We start from the raw sequence: 20,414 nt of genomic DNA, 5'->3' as shown, positions 1-20,414 counted from the left end.
AAACAGAGCCAATCACACATCAAAAACACGACATCTGTATTTAGCCGGTGGTACGACATTTCAATTTTGCTTTGACATTGTTTGTAGGTCCCAAGTGAGAAACACCGCAGCCATACCGCGTGTCAGCCGCCACGAGCCGCCGGTATCACCCGCACGGCCCGTAGCCCAAACGATCATCAACTCCTTTTCAAACCCTGCCACGCTTCACCGTCCGGAAAGCGATGCCTGTCGAGCGACGGCGCATTCATCTCGATGCTGTAGCCCGGTTTCTGCGGCGGCATGTATCGCCCATTGCGGATCACGACCGGATCGACAAAATGCTCGTGCAGATGATCGACGTATTCGAGCACGCGATTCTCCAGCGACGCCGACACGCAAACATAGTCGAAAATCGAAATGTGCTGCACGTACTCACACAACCCGACGCCGCCCGCATGCGGACACACCGGCACGCCGAACTTCGCCGCCATCAGCAGCACGACGATCACCTCGTTCAGCCCGCCAAGACGGCAACTGTCGATCTGACAGAAGTCGATCGCCTCGGCCTGCAATAGCTGCTTGAACATCACGCGGTTCTGGCAGTGCTCGCCCGTCGCGACGCCGATCAGCGGACTCAGGCGCTGGCGGATGGCCGCGTGCCCGAGCACATCGTCGGGACTCGTCGGCTCTTCGATCCACCATGGATTGAACTCCGCGAGACGTCGCATGTTGGTCACGGCTTCGTCGACGTCCCATACCTGATTGGCGTCCATCATCAGCTTCGATTTTTCGCCGATCTCTTCACGCAAGATGCGCGCGCGCCGCACGTCTTCCTCGATGTTTCCGCCGACCTTCTGCTTGAAATGCGTCCATCCTTGCGCGACGCCTTCACGCGCGAGCCGGCGGATCTTGTCGTCGTCGTAGCCAAGCCAGCCCGCCGACGTCGTATAGCCCGGATAACCTTGTTCGAGCATTTCCTTCACACGTTCGCCGCGCGTCTTTTCATGACGCTTCAGAATCGCGATAGCCTCATACGGCGTGATGGCGTCGGTCACGTAACGGAAGTCGAGGCAACGCACGAGCTCTTCCGGCGTCATGTCGACGAGCAGCTTCCACACCGGCTTTCCCTCCGACTTCGCCCACAGGTCCCATGCCGCGTTGACGACCGCGGCCGTCGCGAGATGGATCGCGCCCTTGTCCGGGCCGATCCACCGCAACTGGCTATCCGACGTGAATTCACGCCAGAACGCACCCATGTTCGCGGTGATGTCCGCGAGCTTCTTCCCTACGATTTGCGGCGCCAGCGCATTCACGGCCGCCACGCAGATCTCGTTGCCACGGCCGATCGTGAACGTCAGGCCGTGGCCCGTGTGCCCTACCGGTGAATCGGTTTCGAGCGTGACGTAGGTAGCGGAATAGTCCGGCGCCGCGTTCATCGCATCCGAGCCATCGAGCGAACGCGATGTGGGAAAGCGAATGTCCCTCACGGACAGCCTGGTGATCGTTGTCATATGAACGCCCTCCGAAAGCGTCGTCGACCAAGTCGAGTCTGCGATTTAACCGATGAAAAAGTCGCTACGTCCCAATCTTCGAACTAGGCATATGCACGCGTTGACAACGCCGTCGATGCTTTCTAGCATGCTAGCATCCATCTCGAAAATCAAGCGCCGGTGAACACGTCTCTCGATACAGCGACGACCGTCAGCACTCCCTATGATGCACTGCACAAGATCGGCAGCGGCGAACGCGGCAGCCTGACCGATGCAGTCGAGGCAGCGTTGCGGGAAGCTATCGTCACGCTGGCGCTGGAGCCTGGGATGATGATCGACAAACTGGCCGTCTGCGAGCGCATGGGCGTCTCGCGATTTCCGGTTTCCGCCGCGCTGGCCCGGCTCGAGCACGCAGGTCTTGTCGAAGTGTTGCCGCAGCGCGGCACGCGCGTGAAGCCCATCGCGCTCGAAGACATTCATCAGCATCTGTTCATTCGCAGCGCGCTCGAAGTCGAGACGGTGCGCGGCGTCGCCCGCATTCGCGAGGCCGCGACGCTCGACGCGCTCGCGCTCAATCTCGAACAGCAACGGATGATGCTGAAGACCGATCAGCGTCTCGCCTTCCATACGCTCGATCTCGCCTTCCACGAAATCCTGCTCGACGCGATCAACCTGCCGCGCGTGAAGGAGATCGTCGCCGTGTCGCGCAGCGCGCTCGATCGCGCGAGACAGCTTCTCGCGAGTCCGGAGCGCCTCGTCCATACGCTCGATGAACACGAACGCATCTTCGACGCCATTCGCAGCGGCGACGCCGACACTGCCGCGAAGGCGATGCACGATCATCTCGATCAGGTCGTCGCGGAATTGCGCCGATCGGCGCAGGAACGGCCCGACCAGTTCGCGCCATAGCCGTTCAACGCACGTATGACAGATCCAACGAAACCGAGCATTCATGCCACATCCATGACACCCCTCATCTCCGTCAACCAGTTGAGCAAGCGCTTTCCGGGCGTGCGCGCGCTGCATGAAGTGCGCTTCGACGTCATGCCGGGCGAGGTCCATGCGTTGATGGGCGAAAACGGCGCGGGCAAGTCCACGCTCATGAAGATTCTCGCGGGCGTGTACACGCGCGATTCCGGCGACATGTTCGTCGACGGCAAGCCGGTCGACTTCACGAGTCCACGCGAGGCGCAGGCATCGGGCATCGGCATCATTCATCAGGAACTGCAACTGATGAATCATCTGACGATCGCGCAGAACATCTTCATCGGCCGCGAGCCTCGCAAGCTCATGGGCTTGTTGCTCGACGAAGACAAGCTCAACGACGACGCCCGCGCGATTCTCGCACGCATGCATGTGAATCTCGATCCGCGCACCGTCGTCGGCACGCTCACGGTCGCGAGCCAGCAGATGGTCGAGATCGCCAAGGCGCTGTCCTTCGAATCGCGGGTGCTCATCATGGACGAGCCGACTTCCGCGCTCAACGATGCGGAAATCGCCGAGCTGTTTCGCATCATCCGGCAATTGAAGGAGCGCGGTGTCGGCATCGTCTATATCTCGCACAAGATGGACGAGTTGAAGCAGATTTCCGATCGCGTGACCGTGATGCGCGACGGCGAATATGTCGCGACCGTGAACACGCATGAGACGAGCGTCGAGACGATCATCGGCATGATGGTCGGCAGAACGCTCACCGACCTCACGTCGTTTCTCGGCGGCGCGCATCAGGGCGAAGTGGCGCTCGAGGTGCGTCATCTGAACGCCGGGCCGCTGGTACGGGACGTCAGTTTCAAGTTGCATCGCGGTGAAATCCTCGGCTTCGCCGGCCTGATGGGCGCGGGTCGCACCGAAGTCGCGCGCGCGGTGTTCGGCGCGGACCCGGTGGAATCGGGAGAGATTTTCGTCAAAGGCGCGAAGGCCGCGATCAGAAAGCCGAGCGATGCGGTGAAGCGCGGCATCGGCTACCTGTCGGAAGACCGCAAGCGCTTCGGTCTCGCAACGGGCATGGACGTCGAATCGAACATCGTGATGTCGAACCTCGGCAAGTTTCTCGCGGGCCGCATGTTCCTGCGCCGCGCGAAGATTCGCAAGACGGCCGCGCATTTCATCAAGCTGCTCGCGATCCGCACGCCCTCGCCTACTCAGCCCGCGCGCCTGCTTTCGGGCGGCAATCAGCAGAAGATCGTCATCGCAAAGTGGCTCGAGCGCGATTGCGACGTGCTGTTCTTCGATGAGCCGACGCGCGGCATCGATGTCGGCGCGAAGAGCGAGATCTACAAGCTGTTGCGCGCGCTGGCGCAGGAAGGAAAGGCCATCGTGATGATTTCGTCGGAGCTTCCGGAAGTGCTGCGCATGAGCGATCGCATCGTCGTGATGTGCGAGGGGCGCATCACCGGAGAGCTGTCATCGGGCGAAGCGACGCAAGAGCGCATCATGCAGCTCGCGACGCGGCGCGAATCTTTGCAAGCGGCATAAGCCGGACTTTCGAACACACGAGGTCAACTCATGACACAACCCACGGATACCGCGCCGCTCACCAACGAACGACGCATTGGCGGCCTGCGCGCGCGCGTGTTTTCGCCTACTGCATTGCAGAAGCTGCTGGCGTTCGCGAGCCTCATCTTGCTGCTGGCGTTCTTCAGCTTCGCGTCGCCCGCGTTCATGCAGATGGACAACATCCTCGGCATCCTGCAGGCGACGGCGGTCAACGGCGTGCTCGCGATCGCGGCCACGTTCGTCATCATCACGGGCGGCATCGACTTGTCCGTCGGCACGTTGATGACCTTCACCGCAGTGATATGCGGCGTGTTCCTCACCTACTGGCATTTGCCGATGTGGATCGGCGTGATCGCCGCGATTGTCACCGGCGCGATATGCGGAACCATCTCGGGCACGCTGACCGCGAAGATGAAGATCCCGCCCTTCATCGCGACGCTCGGCATGATGATGCTGCTGAAGGGCTTGTCGCTCGTCGTCGCGTCCGACAAGCCGATCTACTTCACCGACACCGAAAACTTCTACATGATCTCGCAGGACTCGCTGATCGGTTATTTCCTGCCGAGCGTGCCGATTCCGAACGCGGTGCTGATCCTGTTCTTTCTCGCGATCGCGAGCGCCATCACGCTCAATCGCACCGCGCTCGGGCGCTATACGTTCGCGCTCGGCAGCAACGAGGAAGCGGTGCGTCTTTCGGGCGTGAACGTGGACCGATGGAAGATCGCCATCTACGGTCTGGGCGGCGCGATTTGCGGCATCGCCGGACTGCTTATCGCCTCGCGGCTGAATTCGGCGCAGCCCGCGCTCGGACAAGGCTACGAACTCGATGCGATCGCGGCGGTCGTCATCGGCGGCACGTCGCTATCGGGCGGCTCGGGAACGATACTCGGCACGATCATCGGCGCGTTCATCATGAGCGTGCTGACCAACGGCTTGCGCATCATGTCGGTCGCTCAGGAATGGCAGATCGTCGTGACCGGCCTCATCATCATTCTCGCGGTCTATGCGGACATTCTGCGGCGCAAGAAAGGCGGAGCGTGACAGGGAGCATCAAAGCTCGCACGGCGAGCACAAATCGATAACCTGACCTTTGGAGGAGATCCATCATGCTGAAAAGAAGAATCATCGGCGCACTGATCGGAGCGGGCGCGCTCGTCGGCGCAACGAGCGCCGCGTATGCGGACGAGCCGTATATTCCGCTGATATCGAAAGGCTTCCAGCATCAGTTCTGGCAAGCCGTGAAATCGGGCGCGGAACAGGCCGCGAAAGAGCAGAAAGCGCGCATCACGTTCGAAGGCCCCGAAACCGAAGCGATGGTCGACAAGCAAATCGACATGCTCTCCGCAGCGCTCGCGAAGAAGCCGCAGGCGATCGGCATCGCCGCGCTCGACAGCAAGGCCGCCGTCCCGCTGCTCAAGCGGGCGCAGAACCAGAAGATTCCGGTGATCGCATTCGACTCGGGCGTGGATAGCGACATTCCGCTCACCACCTGCGCCACCGACAATCTCGCCGCCGCCGCGCTCGCCGCCGACAAGATGGCCGAAGCCATCGGCAATGCGGGCGAAGTGGGCGTCATCGTTCACGATCAGACGAGCCGCACCGGCATCGACCGGCGCGACGGCTTCCTCAATCAGATGAAGTCCAAGCATCCGAACATCAAGATCGTATCGGTGCAGTATGGCGGCGGCGATCATCTGAAGTCGGCGGAGATCGCGAAGGCGATGATTCAGGCCAATCCGAACATCAAGGGCATCTTCGGCGCCAATGAAGGTTCGGCCGCGGGCGCGGCTATCGGCATCAAGGAATCGGGCAAGAAGCTCGTGCTGATTGGCTACGACTCGGGCAAGGAGCAGAAGGAAGACATCATGTCGGGCCTCATGGCGGGTGCGATCACGCAGAATCCGGTCGGCATCGGCAGGTGCGTCGTCGATTCGGCGATGAAGGCGCTCAAGGGCGAAAAGCTGCCGAAGAAGGTCGATACCGGCTTCTACTGGTACGACAAGTCCAACATGAACGATCCGAAGATCGCCGCCGTGCTGTACGACTGATCGGCAAAGGACGGGGTCGCGCCCGTCCTCTTCTCTTCATGCGATCACGTCCAGGGAACGTGCACGCGATCGAGATTCCTGTCGAGCTGATACGCCGCGCTGATGAGCGCGAGATGCGTCAGCGCCTGCGGAAAATTGCCGAGCGCCTCGCCGCTCGTCGCCACTTCCTCCGAGAAGAGCCCGAGATGATTCGCGTAGGCGAGCATCTTCTCGAACACGAGCCGGCCTTCGTCGACACGTCCGGCGCGCGCGAGCGCCTCCGCATACCAGAACGAGCACGCGGAGAAGCCGCCCTCGGTGCCGGGCAAGCCATCGAGCGTCGAGCCGCGCGTATAGCGGAAGATCAGCGGATCGACGCGCAACTCGCGGCCGATTGCATCGAGCGTGCCGATCCAGCGCGGATCTTTCGGGCCGATGAAGCGCACGAGCGGCATCATCAATGCAGAGGCGTCGAGCGTGTCGGAGCCGGGCGTCTGCACGAAACTCTCGATGTCGTCGTTCCAGAACTGTTCGTGAATGTCGCGATGGATTTCATCGCGCGTTTCGAACCAGCGCGCAAGCGCCGCGGGCAACGAGCGCTTTTCTGCAAGCCGCAGCGCGCGATCCACCGTCACCCAGCACATCAGACGCGAATGCAGCAATGCGCGCGTGCCGTTGCGAAACTCCCAGATGCCGTTGTCCGGCTCGCGCCAGTGTTCGACGACGTAATCGACTGTGCGCGTCACGTGACGCCAGCCATCGTAGGAGATGGCCGCGCCGTACTTGTTGTAGAGATAGACGGAATCGAGCAGCGCGCCGTAGACATCGAGCTGAACCTGCTCGCGCGCTCCGTTGCCGATCACGATCCGTCCCGGCACTTCGCCGACGAGACTCTTCAGCTCGCTTTCTTCGGGCGCGTCGGCGCCATCGACGGAATACATCACACGCAACTGGCCGTGCGCGCTGCAATCGCGGCTGCGCTCGGCGATCCACTTCATGAAGCGTTCCGCCTCGCCGGTGTAGCCGAGGCGCAGCAGCGCGTAGACGGAGAACGCGGCGTCGCGTATCCACGTGAAGCGATAATCCCAGCGGCGCGAACCGTCCTGCGCCTCGGGCAAGCCGAAGGTCGGCGCGGCGACGATCGCGCCGAATTCTTCCGAACTCAACATCTTCAAGGTCAACGCCGAGCGCAGCACGACTTCGCGATAGCGCCCGCGATACGTCGAACGCGACGACCATTCCTTCCAGTAATCGATGGTCTCGGTGAGGATCGAGTCGTGATTCGCGTCGATGTCGGCGAGCCCTTCGGCCTCGCCGAGCACGAAGCAGGCGCAAGCGCCTTCTTCCAAATTCAGCGTCGCGCATGCGCTCTGGCCGTCGATCGTAAGCGGCACATTCGAGCGCAGCCGCAACGACGGCGCACCGTCGTCGCGCATGAATTCGACGCCCTTCTCCACCGCATGGGCCGTGTGCTTCGCGCGCGCGTAATCGAAGCGCGGATCGCAGCGCACGTCGAGCGTCATGCGTCCGAAGACGAGCCGCACGATGCGCAGCACGCAGTTCGGCAACGCATCGGCGCGCGTCCCGTTCGATGCGACCGGCATCAGATCGAGCAGCTCGCACACGCCGTCGCCGGTCATGAAACGCGTGAGGAGCACGTTCGTTTCGGGCAGATACATCTGCTTGACGTTCGCGTTGGGCGCGCGCGGCGTGATGGCGAAAGCGCCGCCGCGATCGCCATCGAGCAGGGCGGCGAAGACCGTGGGCGAGTCGATGCGCGGGAAACACATGAAGTCGATCGCGCCGCAAAGCGACACGAGCGCCGCCGTCTTCATGTTGCCGATCATGCCGCGCCCGTCGACGGGCAGCGCGGCCGGTGGAATCTGCTCAGGATGGTGTCCCATCGCGAAGTGCTCCCGACGAGCGTGGAATGACATCGTCGGAAATCGAGCAAGTCATATTCCTGTCGAACGCGACCGCTACGATGCGTGCGACAAACGCTAGACAGTGCGAATCAGCGCGCGGCGGTCCGGTCGCCCGGTGCGGTCTCCGGATGCTTCGGCGCGTCGCCGAAAGCGGCCGCGCTCGCGGCGCCGTCTTGCGCGGCGAGCACGGAAGGCGTCGGCACGGGGGCATCCGCATGACGCGAACGGCCGAAGCTCGCGATATAGACCACAGCCGCCACGGCGACGCCCACCAGAACGGCCGCCACAGCCACGCCCGACGACTTTCGTCTCATTACTCCTCCCTTTCGGATACGATGACCCCGGCTCGCGGCCCGGTCCCGCGTCGATGGTAGCAGCGCGAGGCGTGTCATCTGCGTGGGCCGCCGCGCACTGCCGCAAAAAAATCCCAAACAATCCGAGGACATTCCATGCACGCCGCTACGGCATTCAATCTGGTGCTCGTCTCCTTGATCGCCATCATCGCGCTCGAAGTGCTCGCCAAGCGCGTGCGCCTGCCACCCGCGGCCGCACTGCTCGTCGGCGGCGTCGCGATGGCGTTCGTGCCGGGCCTGCCGCAATTCGAGCTCGACCCGGAGCTCGTGCTCGTCGTGTTCCTGCCACCGCTCCTGATGTACGGCGCGTACTTCTTCGTGTGGGACGACTTCAAGCGGAACCTGAGCGGCATTCTGCTGCTCGCGATCGGCGCGGTCGCGTTCACGACGCTCGTCGTCGGCGTCGCGGTACATCTCGTCGTGCCGCAACTTCCCTGGGCCGCGTGCTTCGCGCTCGGCGCGGTCGTCTCGCCGCCCGACGCGGTCGCCGCCAAGGCCGTGCTGGAGCGCGTCGCGCTGCCGCGTCGGCTGATGGTGCTGCTCGAAGGCGAAAGCCTGCTCAACGACGCCGCCGGCCTCGTGCTCTTCCGCTTCGCGCTCGTGGCCGCGATGAGCGGCGTGTTCAGCGCGCCACGCGCCGTCGCGAGCTTCGCGGGGCTGGCGATCGGCGGCATCGTCGTCGGGATCGTCGCGGGCTTCATCGCGGTGAAGCTCATGCGCGCGCTCGAGGACGATTACCTCGTCATCACCACGTCGATGCTGACGTCGTGGGTCAGCTATATCGCGGGCGAGGAGCTCGGCGTATCGAGCGTCATCGCGACGGTCACGTGCGGCATGGTCGTCGGCTGGCATCAGCACGAAGTGTTCACGGCGGCGCAGCGCATGCGCGGCACGGCGTTCTGGCAGGTTGTCGTGTTCGTGCTGGAAGCGCTCGTGTTCGTGCTGATCGGACTGTCGCTGCGCGGCATCGCGGTGCGGCTCGGCGGCGTCGGCGATGCATTCTCTCTCCTCGGACCCGCGACGGCGGCGGTGATCGCGGTCGTGATCCTCTCGCGCTTTGTCTGGGTGTTCGGCGTCGAGGCGATGAAGTGGCTCGCGTGGACTGTCACCGGACGCAAGCGCGCGGACGCCGCAGGCGTTCCCGACTGGCGCGCGGCCACGGTCGTCAGTTGGGCCGGCATGCGCGGCGTGGTGACGCTTGCCGTCGCACTTTCGTTGCCCGAGACGATGCCCGGCCGCGATCTGATTGTGTTTGCCGGCTTCGCGGTGATTCTCGTCACCGTGCTCCTGCAGGGCGCGACAATCGGCCCGCTCATCGCGCTGTTGTCGCTCACGCGCGGTCACGAGCGCTCGACACGCCATCTCAGCGAGCCGCAGGCGTGGGCGCGCATGGAGACCGCGCAACTGGCGGCGATCCAGCCACTGGTGCACGACGCCGATGGCAATGTGATCCATCCGCGACTGCTCGAGCAATACACGTATCGCGCGGGACTCACGAAGCGCTTCGAGGACATGGAGGAGTTCCCGACGGATGCCCGCCACGCGCACTACGACGTCGTGCTCGCCGCGATTGCCGCCGGGCGCACGGAGTTGCTGCGGATGCATCGCGCGGGGGAAATCCACGACGAGCTTCTGCATTCGCTGGAGCACGACCTCGATCTTCAGGAGATCATCGCGCTTCATGCGCGCGGTTGAGCAGGATCGCGCGCCCATGTTTCGTCGCACTGCATCCACGCATAGGCCGTGACGGTCGCGCGCGCGTTGTTCCTCAGGCGGATGAGCCACTCGCCCGCGGTCGCGCGGCGCACGCCGCTGCGCGTGGCGGTCGGCGCGAGCGCGACGAGGATCATGTGCCCTTCGCCGCGCGCGCCGCGCCCGAGATGCACGACGGTGCACACGGGATCGCCGCCGCGCGTAAACGTGCCGACGTTGCCGAGCCCGATCCATGCACTCGCGACGTCGTCGGGCGGCACGATCTGCACGTCGACGCTAGGCGTTCCATCACGGGTCGACAGCCAGATTTCCGCGAGACTCGGCGATTCGGAATGCGCGCGCACGCGCCAGCGCCACTCCGATTCCGCGCGCTCCGCGAGCGTCGATGCACCGCGACAGCGCGACAAGTCGACATTGCCGGACGGAAGCACGACCGAGCATGCGCCGCTGTCCATCAGTTCGTCGAGCGCGCATTCGATGAGCGAGCTGCCGTCCTGCTGCCACGCGACATTGCCGATATTCAGACTGACGAGCGCATGACACGCCGCACTGCCGATGTCCTGCGCGCGCTGCACGACATAGCGGACGGCGTCGAGTACTTCCGCATCGGGGCAAGGGCCGAACGCGTCGCGCATCGTGCGATAGCGTCGTTTGAGTTGCACGCCGATCATCGGCAAGGGCGCGTCGCAATCGGCTGTCGATTGCGTGCGCGACGGATCGTACATGCATGCGCCCGCCGCTTCCGCATGAAGGCGCGCGTCGCCCAGAAGCGCGTCCATCTGATGTTTGAGCAGCTCGCTTCCGTAACCGAGCCCGGCTGCGGAGTCGGCGGGATCGTTCTGATTCCAGAAGCATTGAAAGCGCGTGCGCGTTCCGTTTGCATCCTCGGAGAATCGCGGATGCGTGAACGCGATATCTTCATCGCACACGCCGACGATCGCATTGCCCAGCCCTTCGCGCATCGGTACATGATCGGCAGGCACGCGTTCCGTACGCGCATCGACGTGCGTTGGAATCGCCAGCGCCTCCGTGAAGCGCTCGAACTTGCCCGCGAGATCGGTGTTCAGATGCGCGAAGAATTCGCGCGTCACGTGAGCCGTGCAGAAGCGCGTCGCTTCGAGCCCCGCGGGCGGATCGCGATAGAGCGCCGACATCCAGATCCAGCGTTGCCAGCCGTTACGCTCGATCGTCTGCGCGAACTGCTGCGCGGTCTCGCCGCCCTGCTTCATCTCGATGGCGATGGGAATTCGGCCGCGCGGCATGCCGCCGAGATCGCGATAGCGCGTCGCGTGCGCCCACACGATGTATGGATCGATCCGCGCGATGGGCTCGAACGCCTCGCTCACCGTGCCGATCTCCCAATGCGGGCTCATCTTCGCTCCTGTCGCCTGCATTCCGCCGACGATTGGTCGCCATGGCCGCGACGCGCGCGAATTTGTCGGTTGATTATTTCGGGACCCGAAAGAATTTAGACGTTCGCTAACGAATAACGTAGTCACTCGGACGACGAGAAGCAAGCGGAATTACGCGCGGGAACGCTCGCCTCGCGCTTGCCCTTCGCGCGCCTTGCAAGCAGGTTCAAACCTTCGACGAATCCCGCGAAGCCCATCGCCGCGTAGATGTAGCCCTTCGGCACGTGCGTGCCGAAACCCTCGGCGATCAGCGTCATCGCGATCACGAGCAGGAACGAGAGCGCGAGCGTCACGACCGTCGGATTGCGTTCGATGAAACGCGAGAGCGGTTGCGCGGCGAACAGCATTGTCGCGACGGCGAAGATGACGGCGATAAACATGATCGGCAGATGCTCGGTCATGCCGACCGCCGTAATGATGCTGTCGACGGAAAACACGAGATCGAGCAGCAGGATCTGGCCGATCGCAGCCCACGCCGTCATGCCGCCGACGCTCGACGCGACGCCGGGCACGACATCGTGCTCGCGTCCGACGTGATGACGCATCTCCGTGGTCGCCTTCCAGACGAGGAACAGGCCGCCCGCGAGCAGGATGATGTCGCGCCACGAGAACGCATGATCGAACATGGAGAACACCGGCGTGGTCAGTTGCGCGATCCACGCGACCGTGCCGAGCAGCGCGAGCCGCATGACGAGCGCGAGCATGATGCCGATGCGCTGCGTGCGCGCGCGTTGCGCCACGGGCAGCTTGTTGCTGAGAATCGAAATGAAGACGAGATTGTCGATGCCGAGCACGACTTCCATCACGATCAGCGTGACGAGCGCGGCCCAGACGGCGGGATCGGCGGCGAGCGAAAGGAGATATTCCATGAGTAACAGGGTTTTTGATTGAACGTATCGCGCCATGATCGGCTGAACTCGTACTCGAAAAAATCAGCGATAATCGAAGCCCTACTTCGGTTTTTTCGATGTATCGAAAAGGACGCACGGCACATGCTCAACTATCGTCATCTGCATTATTTCTGGGTTGTCGTGAAGGAAGGCGGGTTCGCGCGCGCAGCGGAACGGCTCGACATGGCGGTTCAAACCATCAGCGCGCAAGTGCGTGAGCTGGAAAAATCGCTCGGGCATCAACTGCTCAAGCCGGAAGGCCGCGGCGTCACGATGACCGAAGCGGGACAGGTGGCCTTCGCGCGTGCGGAGGAAATCTTTCATATTGGGCAGTCGATTCAGGACGAAGTGCGCGAGGCGGCGAGCGGCGCGCTCGCGCGTCTCGCGGTCGGCCTGTCGGATGGCATTTCGAAGCTTGCTGCGCACGCGCTGCTCGCGCCAGTGCTCGGCAATCCGTCGCTGCGTCTTCTGTGTCACGAAGGCGAGACCGACGAACTGCTCGGCGAACTGGCGCTGCATCGGCTCGATCTCGTGCTCGCGAGCCACCCCGCGCCGCACAATCACAATCTGCGTCTCACGAGCGAGCGGCTGATCGCCTCGCCGGTCGACTGGTACGGGCCGGCTTCGATCGTGCGCAAGAGCGCGATCGATCGTTTCCCTGAAAGTCTCGCGTCGCTGCCCATTCTTTTGCCGACCGGCCATTCGTCGCTGCGGGCAAGGCTCGATCGATGGCTGGAGGCGCAAGGCATCGCGCCGCGCATCGTCGGCGAATTCGAGGACAGTGCGCTGATGGCCGTGTTCGGCGCGCGCGGCCTCGGGGTGTTTCCGCTCGCGGAATTCGGCGCGGGCGATGCGCCGCTGTTGCGCGGACTGCGCTGGCTCGGCCGCTCGCCGGACGTGAAAGAGGAAGTGCACGCGATCGTGTCGCGGCGCGGACGGCATCATCCGTTGACTCAGCAGGTGCTTGCGCGAGCCACGAGCTAACTTCGGTTTTTTCGAAGCTTAGGTTCCGTTCAGTCTGCTTTTTCGGATCGCGACCGGCCTTTACGCTGAATCCATGTTCAACGAGGAGGCGTCAATGAAAGTCCTGTTCAAGTCCCGCGACCCCGAAGCCATTGCGATGCACGAGCTTGCGAAAGCGCGCAGCGAATTCGTCTTTCGCCGTCTCGCGTGGCTGATCTCGAAGGCGACCGTCAGCTTGTCGGACATCAACGGGCCGCGCGGCGGCGTCGACAAGCGCTGTCAGGTGGAAGTGCAGTTGAATCGGGAAAACAAGGTCGTCGCGACGTCGATTGCGCGCGACTGGCGCGGAGCCATCGATCTGGCGCTGGGGCGCGCCGTGCGCTCGCTGGTGCGCCGGCGTGAGCACGTCAAGCCGACGCGCCGCGTGCGTGCGCGCAGCCTCGCCTGGCATTTCGCGGAGGAGCCGGCGCTGCAGGAAGCAGTCGATCCCCGCGTGCGCCTGATGAGAAAGATGGCCGGCGCGTAAGCCGCGATCACGCGGGTTTGCGGATCAGGAGCGGCGTGCGCGGCGCCGCATGTTCGATGGCTTCGAAGCCGCCTTCCGGCACCGAATCCATCGACATGAACAGCGCCCGCATCTCGGTGCTCAGGCCGTGAAAGTGACAGAGGAACGTGTTCCGGTCCGCGTAATACCAGGGCGTGTTCAGTTCGCGAAAGCTCACGAGTTCGGGCGAATCCATCTCGGGACACAGACCGTGCGCGATCAGTTGCTCCATGAACACATACTGGTCGCCCTGACTCGAAAACGTGTACTGGATGTCCTCGATCTCGCGCACCTTCGCCAGCACGGCGTCGAGCACGTTCGTATTCGCCTCGGTGTTGCGAAAGCCCATTACGCCCGAATTGAAACGCCAGCCGCAGATGTCCGCGGTCAGCACGCGTTCGCGCCCTTCGGTGAACTTCTCCAGTTTCACGCTCCGGTTCATCGCGATGATGTCCGCGTCCATCCAGAAAACCCATTCGTGCTGCGGCAGGTACTTGCTGAGAAGAAAAGGCTTGGCCCAGTTGCCGCACGCATCGCGGCCGAAATCGGCCGGCACTTCGCGATGCACGTAAAGCGTATAACCGTGCTGCTCGCAGTACGCACGCAGACTCCCTTCGCCGAAGCGCGCATAGCTCGCGATGTTCGGCGTATAGAGCATCACGACCGCGATCGGACGTCCCGGCTGATACACCGAAAGCGGCTCGTTCGAATCGCTCGACATCGGCGCTGCATCGTCGAAAAAGCGAAGATCGCCTGACGCGTGACACGCGCTCACATGCCGCGCGAACACCGCGCGCCACAGCGGCCCGTACTTGCTGTAAAGGCGCGGCGTGTAGACGATCGACACCGCGACGACTTCGCGGCCACGAATATCCGGATGCTGGCTCGCCCACATCGACGCGATCGGCACCACGCCGTTCAGGTCGTCCCAGTCGGGCACGGTCGGCAGGGCTTCGAGCAGTTCCTCTTCCGTGACGAACTTGCCGTATTCGAAGTATTTGCGGCATTGCGCGGCGAAGCCACGAATCATGCGCCGGTTCTCTTCATTGTTTCGCAGCACGAACATCTCGGTGTTGATGCCGAAATGCCCTTTCGTGACCAGGACGTCGCGGTCCGCCATGATCGGCTCGAAGTCGTGAAAGCGGAGGAACAACGCGTTTTCCGTGGCGAAAATGACGAGTTCGCCCTCTTCGGCCTCCCGCAGTACGTCGTTCAGCAACTGGTATTTATAGAGCGTGCGCAATTCGAGCGAATCGACGCAGCCGGATATCGGCTCGAAACGATGCTTCGCGTTCGCGCGCCGGCAATATTCGATGTGATTGTCGAGCGATGATGTCGCGTTGCGATCGGAGAAACAGCTAACCAGAGTCACCATGGCGGTTCAACAGTCGGAAGACGGAAAGCGAGCAGATACGGGCGACCCGCCCGGATGGAACATCCGAGCTTATCCGGCCCGTCTCGTGGATTTGTAAATTATTGCGTCAAATCAGCGGATTGCCCCTAGGAATAGGCCGATTCTCAGCATTTCTTGAGACGGGTCGACGGCGCGGTCAGCGATGCTATTGCGTGTGTTCTTGTCAATCCGCAGTAGGTGGTCGCGGCGGCGTTCGTGTGCGCGACGTCGAGTCTCGCGTCGTTCGGACATCTCGCGGGGAAACCGGCGCTCGCGTGGCTGTCGCTGAGTGCGCTCTTTGTGACGGGCACCGGCACGGGCGGCGCGATGCTCGGCGCGCCTGGTTGCCGCCGCGCATTTTTGAAGCGGTAGCCGGGCCGGTCGCGATCTCTGCGGTCAGCGTGTGCGCGCTCGTGGTGTATCGCGCGCGGCATCCGGCGACGCCGGACGGCGCCGCGGCGGCGACTTCGGGCGAGCCGCGCACGAGCGGCGCCTGAGCGACGGCATCAGCCCGACACCGCGACGCGCGGCGCGCGCATCGCGGATGCGCCGTCGAGTTCCGCCTTGCCGCATTCGAACGCGAAGTTCGCGGCGGCCTGCGCCGTCGCAAACGCGCGCATCGGCCCGATCGCGCGCCGCACGCCGCCCGGCCGCTCGATCAGAAGCGTCGCGACGAATTCTCCCGCCCGATGCTGGACGATGACCGAAAGCTCACAGCCTCGATATTCGATTGGGGTGGAGTCCATCGCTGACCTCGTTTGCCTGAATGCACTGGGAGAACTCAATCTACGCAAGGTCCGCGAAACGCGTAACCCCGCGTGTGAGTGGCTGCGAACGCATGCCGAGCGATTGTTCCGCGCAAACGTTTCACCTTGCCGTCGGTGGAAATAGGAATTAGTCAGAACTTTGCGGGAGTTTTCCTAAGTCTGTATCCTGCATCCGGAACAGACCGCACGAAAGTTGCCGGAACCTTCCGAATCCGACCTCGCCGATGACAAGAACCCAGAACGAACGACATTGCAGAACGGCCCTTCGCGCGATCGCTTTCGCGCTACTCGGCATTGCGAGCAGCGCGGCTCACTCGCAGGAATTTTCGTTTCTGGCTGGCGCACTCCAGAGCAGCAGCCAGAACACGTATTCGTGGGAAGCGAATTATCGTGAAGGGCTCGGGCCTTACGCCGCCTGGAGCTTTTCCTGGCTCAACGAGGGCCATATTCCCGATCATCACCGTGACGGGCAGGCGCTGGAGTTATGGGGACGCCTGCCGCTCTGGAACGAGCGGCTGGAATTGTCGGCGGGCGCCGGGCCGTATCGCTATTTCGATACGAGCGAGGCGCAGTCGGGCGGCGAATACTCGAACACGCACGGCTGGGGCGCGATGTTCACGCTGCGCGCGGCGTATTACTTCGACAACCGCTGGATCGCGGAGATGAAGCTCAATCGCGTGCAGGCATTCGGCGGTCCCGACACGACCGCGCTGCTCTTCGGCATCGGCTATCAGCTCGACGCGCCCGAAGGACGCGGACCGCGCGCGCGCCCCGTGTCGCGCACGACCAACGTCACCAACAACGAAGTCACGGTGATGCTCGGCACGACGATCCTCAACAGTCCCGACTCGGAAACGAATCTGGCGGAGAGCATCGAATATCGGCGCGGATTGTGGCGTTACTTCGACTTCACCGCGTCGTATCTGCACGAAGGCGGCCACGTCCAGTCGCGCCGCGACGGCGTTGCCGCGCAACTCTGGGCGACGCGCGCGTTCTTGAATGACAAGCTGACGCTCGGCGTCGGCGCGGGGCCGTATCTGTCGATTACGCAGAACGACGATCTGGCGCAGAACCGCACCGGCGACGGACGCTTCTCCGGTCTCGTATCGGTGTCGGCGAGTTACCGCTTCTCGGATCGATGGCTCGCGCGCGTGACGTGGAATCGCATGGTCACGCGTTACGACCGCGATGCGGACATCATCGAAGCGGGTTTCGGCGTGCGTTTCTAGACTCGGAACTCAGAACAGCTCTTTCTGACCGGACATCAGCGCGGTGAAATCGTCGCGCAGGAAAGGCAGAATGCCGTCCGCGACCGGCTGAAGCTGCTTGCTGACGTAGTGCTCGTAGTCGATCGGCGCGTGGCGCGCTTCCACCGGTTCGGGACCGGCCGCCGTCATCACATAGCTGATCCAGCCGCCGTTCTGATATTGCAGCGGGCGTCCGGCACGCGCGTTGTACTCATCGGCGATGCGCGCGGCGCGCACATGCGGCGGCACATTGCGCTGATAGTCGCCGAGCGTGCGGCGCAAGCGCTTGCGATAGACGAGCAGTTCGTCCAGCTCGCCGCGCCGCGTGCGTCCGACGTACTCGCGCACGTAGTCCGCGTATGCCTCACCCTTGAAGACGCGCAGGTAAAGCTCCTGCTGGAAGCGTTGCGCGAACGGCGTCCAGTCGGTACGCACCGTTTCGAGCCCTTTGTAGATGATTTCCTCGCTGCCGTCGGCGCGCGTCGTGAGGCCGGCGTAGCGCTTCTTGCTGCCCTCTTCCGTGCCGCGGATCGTCGGCATCAGAAAACGCGTGAAATGCGTTTCGAACTGCAATTCCAGCGCGCTGTCGAGCCCGAAGGTCTCGCGCAAATGCTCGCGCCAGTATTCGTTGACATGCGCGACGAGCGCGCGGCCGATGCGCCCCGCGTCTTCCTCGCTGCGCGCGCGCCTCAGCCAGACGAAAGTGGAATCCGTATCGCCGTAGATGACGCCGTAGCCGCGCGCTTCGATCAGCTCGCGCGTGCGATGCATGATTTCGTGACCGCGCATGGTGATCGACGACGCGAGACGCGGATCGAAAAAGCGGCAGCCGCTCGATCCGAGCACGCCGTAGAACGAATTCATGATGATCTTCAGCGCCTGCGACAGCGGCTTGTTGCGCTGACGCTTCGCCGCTTCGCGCGCTTCCCACACTTGCGCGACGATCGCGGGCAGACAGTGCGTGTCGCGTGAAAATCGCGCGCCGCGAAAGCCGGGAACCGTGGCGGTCTCGTCGGAAGCCGCCATGCCTTGCGCGAGCCCGGCCGGATCGATCAGAAACGTGCGGATGATCGACGGATACAGGCTCTTGTAATCGAGCACGAGCACGGAATCGTAGAGACCGGGACGCGAATCCATGACGAAGCCGCCGGGACTGGCTTCCTCGGGCACGTCGCCGAGATTCGGCGCGACATAGCCGAGCCGATGCATCCGCGGCATATACAGATGCGTGAACGCCGCGACCGATCCGCCGCTGCGATCCGCCTGCAAACCGGTGACGGTCGCGCGCTCCAGCAAAAACGGCAGCAGTTCGGTCTTGTCGAAAACTTTCGTGACGAGCTCGCAGTCGTTCAGGTTGTAACGCGCGAGCGCGGGCTTGTCTTCCTGAAAGCGCCGCTCGATCTCGTCCATGCGCGCGTACGGACTGTCGATGGCCTTGCCCTCGCCTAACAGCGATTGCGCGACGTACTCCAGGCTGAACGACGGAAAATTCCACGTCGCCGAACGCAGCGCCTCGATGCCGTCGATGACGAGCCTGCCCGCGATCGACACGAACCAGTGATTGCGCTTCATGCCGTGCTCGCGCCATTCGACCGTGCCGCCGTCGCGGCCGAGCGTAAGCGGCACGCCGTAGTCGTCGGCGTGCCGCTGGAGGATGCGCAAGTCGAACTGCACGACATTCCAGCCGATGATCGCGTCCGGATCGTGATGCGCGATCCACGCGTTGAAGCGGCGCAACATGTCGGCGCGGGTGTCGCAATAGTCGAGCGCGAAATCCGCTGGCTCGGCGGCGCCGGTCGGCGGTCCGAGCATGTACACCTGACGCGCGCCGCAGCCTTCGAGCGCGATCGAATAGAGATCGCCCTTCACGCTCGTTTCGATATCGAGCGACACGACGCTGAGCGACGGCCGGTAATCCGGCGCGGGCTTCAGTTCGCTGCAAATGTAACCGTCGCGCGGCGCGCCTTCGAACGACACCGGCGCCGTGATAAAGCGCTCCATCAGATAGCGCTCGTGCGGACGGATATCGGCCTCGAAGACATTGACGCCGGCGCTTCTCAGGTTCTTTTCGAGCGCGAGTAACTGACGATACTGCGGGCAGTAAAGCCCGAGCACCGGCTTTTGACGGAAGTCCTTGAGCGGCAGCTCGCGCAGATACGTGTCGCGCACGCCGGCGACGACAGGCTCCGCCTTCGCGCGATCTTCGGCGCGAATGAACGCGACGCTCGTCTGCGTCGCGATGCGGATCTTTCTCGGGCCGTCGTCGGTCGCGAGCCAGAAATCGACTTCCGTCCCTGCTGCGGTGTCGCGCCAGTGACGAGTCAGCAGAAAACCCTGTTGTGCGGTAGCCAAGCCGTTATCTTCGAGAGCGCGTGCCATCGAAGCATTTTACTGGGCGGCAAAACAAAAAAGCCCGGCACGCCAATCGGCGCCGGGCTATCGATTCGGGAAAACGGGCGGGAAGTAAAACGCGGTAGCGGCGAGCCGGACATCCACCATCCTCGCGGACAGTCCCCGGAAGGAAAGCCGGCGGCCGCTACCGCCTAAGCAGCCTGTGCGACCAGGCTAGCTCGTTGCGGCTGTAACGCCGCTACTGCCGCTACGTTAGCGAGTACCGTGTGCTCCGCATGCTCCGGCACTTCGTTCTTCGACATCACTACCTCCAGCGCGGCTTCTTTGCTGGCCTGTTTCGCGGCCGCCGCTTTCTTGGTCTTCCCCGCGCGTGACGGCGGCTGGCAGGCCCCGCACACCACGTTGTTCTGCAAATCATGTTTGTGTGCGACAAACTTCCCGGTGCAGCGGCAGCAAGCCGTCATCTGCAGCATGCCCGCGTCGAAGAAGCGCACAAGAGTCCAGGCCCGCGTAAGATCGAGTACCGCCTCGGCGCCGCTATGGTTGCAGTGCTCGAGATACAGCCGATACCCCTTGGTCAACGCATCGAGATGCGAACAGCCGGCTTCGTTCTTCAGGAACGTATAGGTGTTATAGAAAAGCGATGCGTGGATATTGGCGAGCCACGTCATGTACCAGTCGGCCGAGAACGGCAGCATGCCCTTCGGCGGCGACACGCCCTTCACTTCGCGATACAGGCGGATCATGCGATCGCGCGAGAGCGTGAGTTCGCTCTCCAGCACTTGCATGCGCGCGCCGAGCTCGATCAGCGCGATGGCGCGGAACACTTCCTGGGCGTCTTCAGTGAGGCTCTTCTTCAGCAT

18 protein-coding genes are annotated in these 20,414 nt (G+C 63.2%); 9 read left to right on the top strand and 9 right to left on the bottom strand.

What is annotated here, in order from left to right; translation table 11 throughout:
• Positions 1 to 176 precede the first annotated feature (176 nt).
• Positions 177 to 1,490 carry an L-fuconate dehydratase gene (locus NCS02_RS17395; protein ID WP_250502977.1) on the bottom strand — a complete coding sequence of 438 codons (1,314 nt, stop codon included), beginning with the start codon at positions 1,488 to 1,490 and terminating at the stop codon, positions 177 to 179.
• Between the two features lie 159 nt (positions 1,491 to 1,649).
• Between NCS02_RS17395 and NCS02_RS17390 the strand changes: the two genes are divergently transcribed.
• The 4 genes from NCS02_RS17390 to NCS02_RS17375 all read left to right on the top strand — a co-directional run bounded on the left by NCS02_RS17390 (position 1,650) and on the right by NCS02_RS17375 (position 6,013).
• Positions 1,650 to 2,378, top strand: coding sequence for a GntR family transcriptional regulator (locus NCS02_RS17390; protein ID WP_175979340.1), 729 nt, complete (start codon positions 1,650 to 1,652; stop codon positions 2,376 to 2,378).
• Between the two features lie 54 nt (positions 2,379 to 2,432).
• Complete coding sequence (locus tag NCS02_RS17385) at positions 2,433 to 3,944, top strand: sugar ABC transporter ATP-binding protein (protein ID WP_175979339.1); 1,512 nt, start codon at positions 2,433 to 2,435, stop codon at positions 3,942 to 3,944.
• Positions 3,945 to 3,974: 30 nt separating this feature from the next.
• Entirely contained in the window at positions 3,975 to 5,006 is a 1,032-nt protein-coding gene (locus tag NCS02_RS17380) for an ABC transporter permease (protein ID WP_008353353.1), read from the top strand.
• 65 nt (positions 5,007 to 5,071) lie between these two features.
• Complete coding sequence (locus tag NCS02_RS17375; protein WP_008353355.1) at positions 5,072 to 6,013, top strand: ABC transporter substrate-binding protein; 942 nt, start codon at positions 5,072 to 5,074, stop codon at positions 6,011 to 6,013.
• A 44-nt stretch (positions 6,014 to 6,057) separates the two neighbouring features.
• On the opposite strand, the gene NCS02_RS17370 is transcribed toward NCS02_RS17375, so the two are convergent.
• Both NCS02_RS17370 and NCS02_RS17365 read right to left on the bottom strand, forming a co-directional pair.
• Complete coding sequence (locus NCS02_RS17370) at positions 6,058 to 7,896, bottom strand: glycoside hydrolase family 15 protein (RefSeq protein WP_008353356.1); 1,839 nt, start codon at positions 7,894 to 7,896, stop codon at positions 6,058 to 6,060.
• Positions 7,897 to 8,006: 110 nt separating this feature from the next.
• Complete coding sequence (locus NCS02_RS17365) at positions 8,007 to 8,231, bottom strand: hypothetical protein (protein ID WP_008353357.1); 225 nt, start codon at positions 8,229 to 8,231, stop codon at positions 8,007 to 8,009.
• A 135-nt stretch (positions 8,232 to 8,366) separates the two neighbouring features.
• Between NCS02_RS17365 and NCS02_RS17360 the strand changes: the two genes are divergently transcribed.
• Positions 8,367 to 9,965 carry a Na+/H+ antiporter gene (locus NCS02_RS17360; protein WP_250502976.1) on the top strand — a complete coding sequence of 533 codons (1,599 nt, stop codon included), beginning with the start codon at positions 8,367 to 8,369 and terminating at the stop codon, positions 9,963 to 9,965.
• Here the strand turns inward: NCS02_RS17360 and NCS02_RS17355 are convergent.
• Together NCS02_RS17355 and NCS02_RS17350 are read right to left on the bottom strand one after the other, a co-directional pair.
• Positions 9,950 to 11,356, bottom strand: a complete 1,407-nt coding sequence (locus NCS02_RS17355; protein WP_250502975.1) for a S8/S53 family peptidase — start codon at positions 11,354 to 11,356, stop codon at positions 9,950 to 9,952. The genes NCS02_RS17360 and NCS02_RS17355 overlap by 16 nt on opposite strands.
• A gap of 122 nt (positions 11,357 to 11,478) precedes the next feature.
• Entirely contained in the window at positions 11,479 to 12,264 is a 786-nt protein-coding gene (locus NCS02_RS17350; RefSeq protein WP_008353360.1) for a TerC family protein, read from the bottom strand.
• 123 nt (positions 12,265 to 12,387) lie between these two features.
• Here NCS02_RS17350 and NCS02_RS17345 point away from each other — a divergent pair, with 123 nt between their 5' ends.
• Entirely contained in the window at positions 12,388 to 13,269 is an 882-nt protein-coding gene (locus NCS02_RS17345) for a LysR family transcriptional regulator (protein WP_008353361.1), read from the top strand.
• 94 nt (positions 13,270 to 13,363) lie between these two features.
• Positions 13,364 to 13,774, top strand: a complete 411-nt coding sequence (locus tag NCS02_RS17340) for an HPF/RaiA family ribosome-associated protein (protein ID WP_250502974.1) — start codon at positions 13,364 to 13,366, stop codon at positions 13,772 to 13,774.
• 7 nt (positions 13,775 to 13,781) lie between these two features.
• Here NCS02_RS17340 and NCS02_RS17335 read toward each other — a convergent pair whose 3' ends face one another.
• Complete coding sequence (locus tag NCS02_RS17335; RefSeq protein WP_250519902.1) at positions 13,782 to 15,167, bottom strand: glycosyltransferase family protein; 1,386 nt, start codon at positions 15,165 to 15,167, stop codon at positions 13,782 to 13,784.
• Positions 15,168 to 15,401: 234 nt separating this feature from the next.
• On the opposite strand from NCS02_RS17335, the gene NCS02_RS17330 reads away from it, so the two are divergent.
• Positions 15,402 to 15,557, top strand: coding sequence for a hypothetical protein (locus NCS02_RS17330; protein ID WP_160172886.1), 156 nt, complete (start codon positions 15,402 to 15,404; stop codon positions 15,555 to 15,557).
• A 134-nt stretch (positions 15,558 to 15,691) separates the two neighbouring features.
• Here the strand turns inward: NCS02_RS17330 and NCS02_RS17325 are convergent, their stop codons facing one another.
• Positions 15,692 to 15,931 carry a hypothetical protein gene (locus NCS02_RS17325; protein WP_008353367.1) on the bottom strand — a complete coding sequence of 80 codons (240 nt, stop codon included), beginning with the start codon at positions 15,929 to 15,931 and terminating at the stop codon, positions 15,692 to 15,694.
• Between the two features lie 245 nt (positions 15,932 to 16,176).
• Here NCS02_RS17325 and NCS02_RS17320 point away from each other — a divergent pair, with 245 nt between their 5' ends.
• Positions 16,177 to 17,181 (top strand): hypothetical protein, encoded by a 1,005-nt coding sequence (locus NCS02_RS17320; RefSeq protein WP_250502972.1) that lies wholly within the window; start codon positions 16,177 to 16,179, stop codon positions 17,179 to 17,181.
• Positions 17,182 to 17,190: 9 nt separating this feature from the next.
• Here NCS02_RS17320 and NCS02_RS17315 read toward each other — a convergent pair whose 3' ends face one another.
• The gene (locus NCS02_RS17315) at positions 17,191 to 19,578 is read right to left on the bottom strand and encodes a DNA polymerase II (RefSeq protein ID WP_250523243.1); all 2,388 of its coding nucleotides are present in this window, start codon (positions 19,576 to 19,578) and stop codon (positions 17,191 to 17,193) included.
• A 164-nt stretch (positions 19,579 to 19,742) separates the two neighbouring features.
• Positions 19,743 to 20,414, bottom strand: coding sequence for a flagellar transcriptional regulator FlhC (flhC, locus tag NCS02_RS17310; protein WP_008353370.1), 672 nt, complete (start codon positions 20,412 to 20,414; stop codon positions 19,743 to 19,745).

Origin of the sequence: Caballeronia sp. NCF2 (genome assembly GCF_023631205.1) — a bacterium.
GTDB classification, from domain to species: Bacteria; Pseudomonadota; Gammaproteobacteria; order Burkholderiales; family Burkholderiaceae; genus Caballeronia; species Caballeronia zhejiangensis.
Note: the sequence above shows the minus strand (reverse complement) of the source record. Positions and strands in the feature narration are given on the sequence as shown.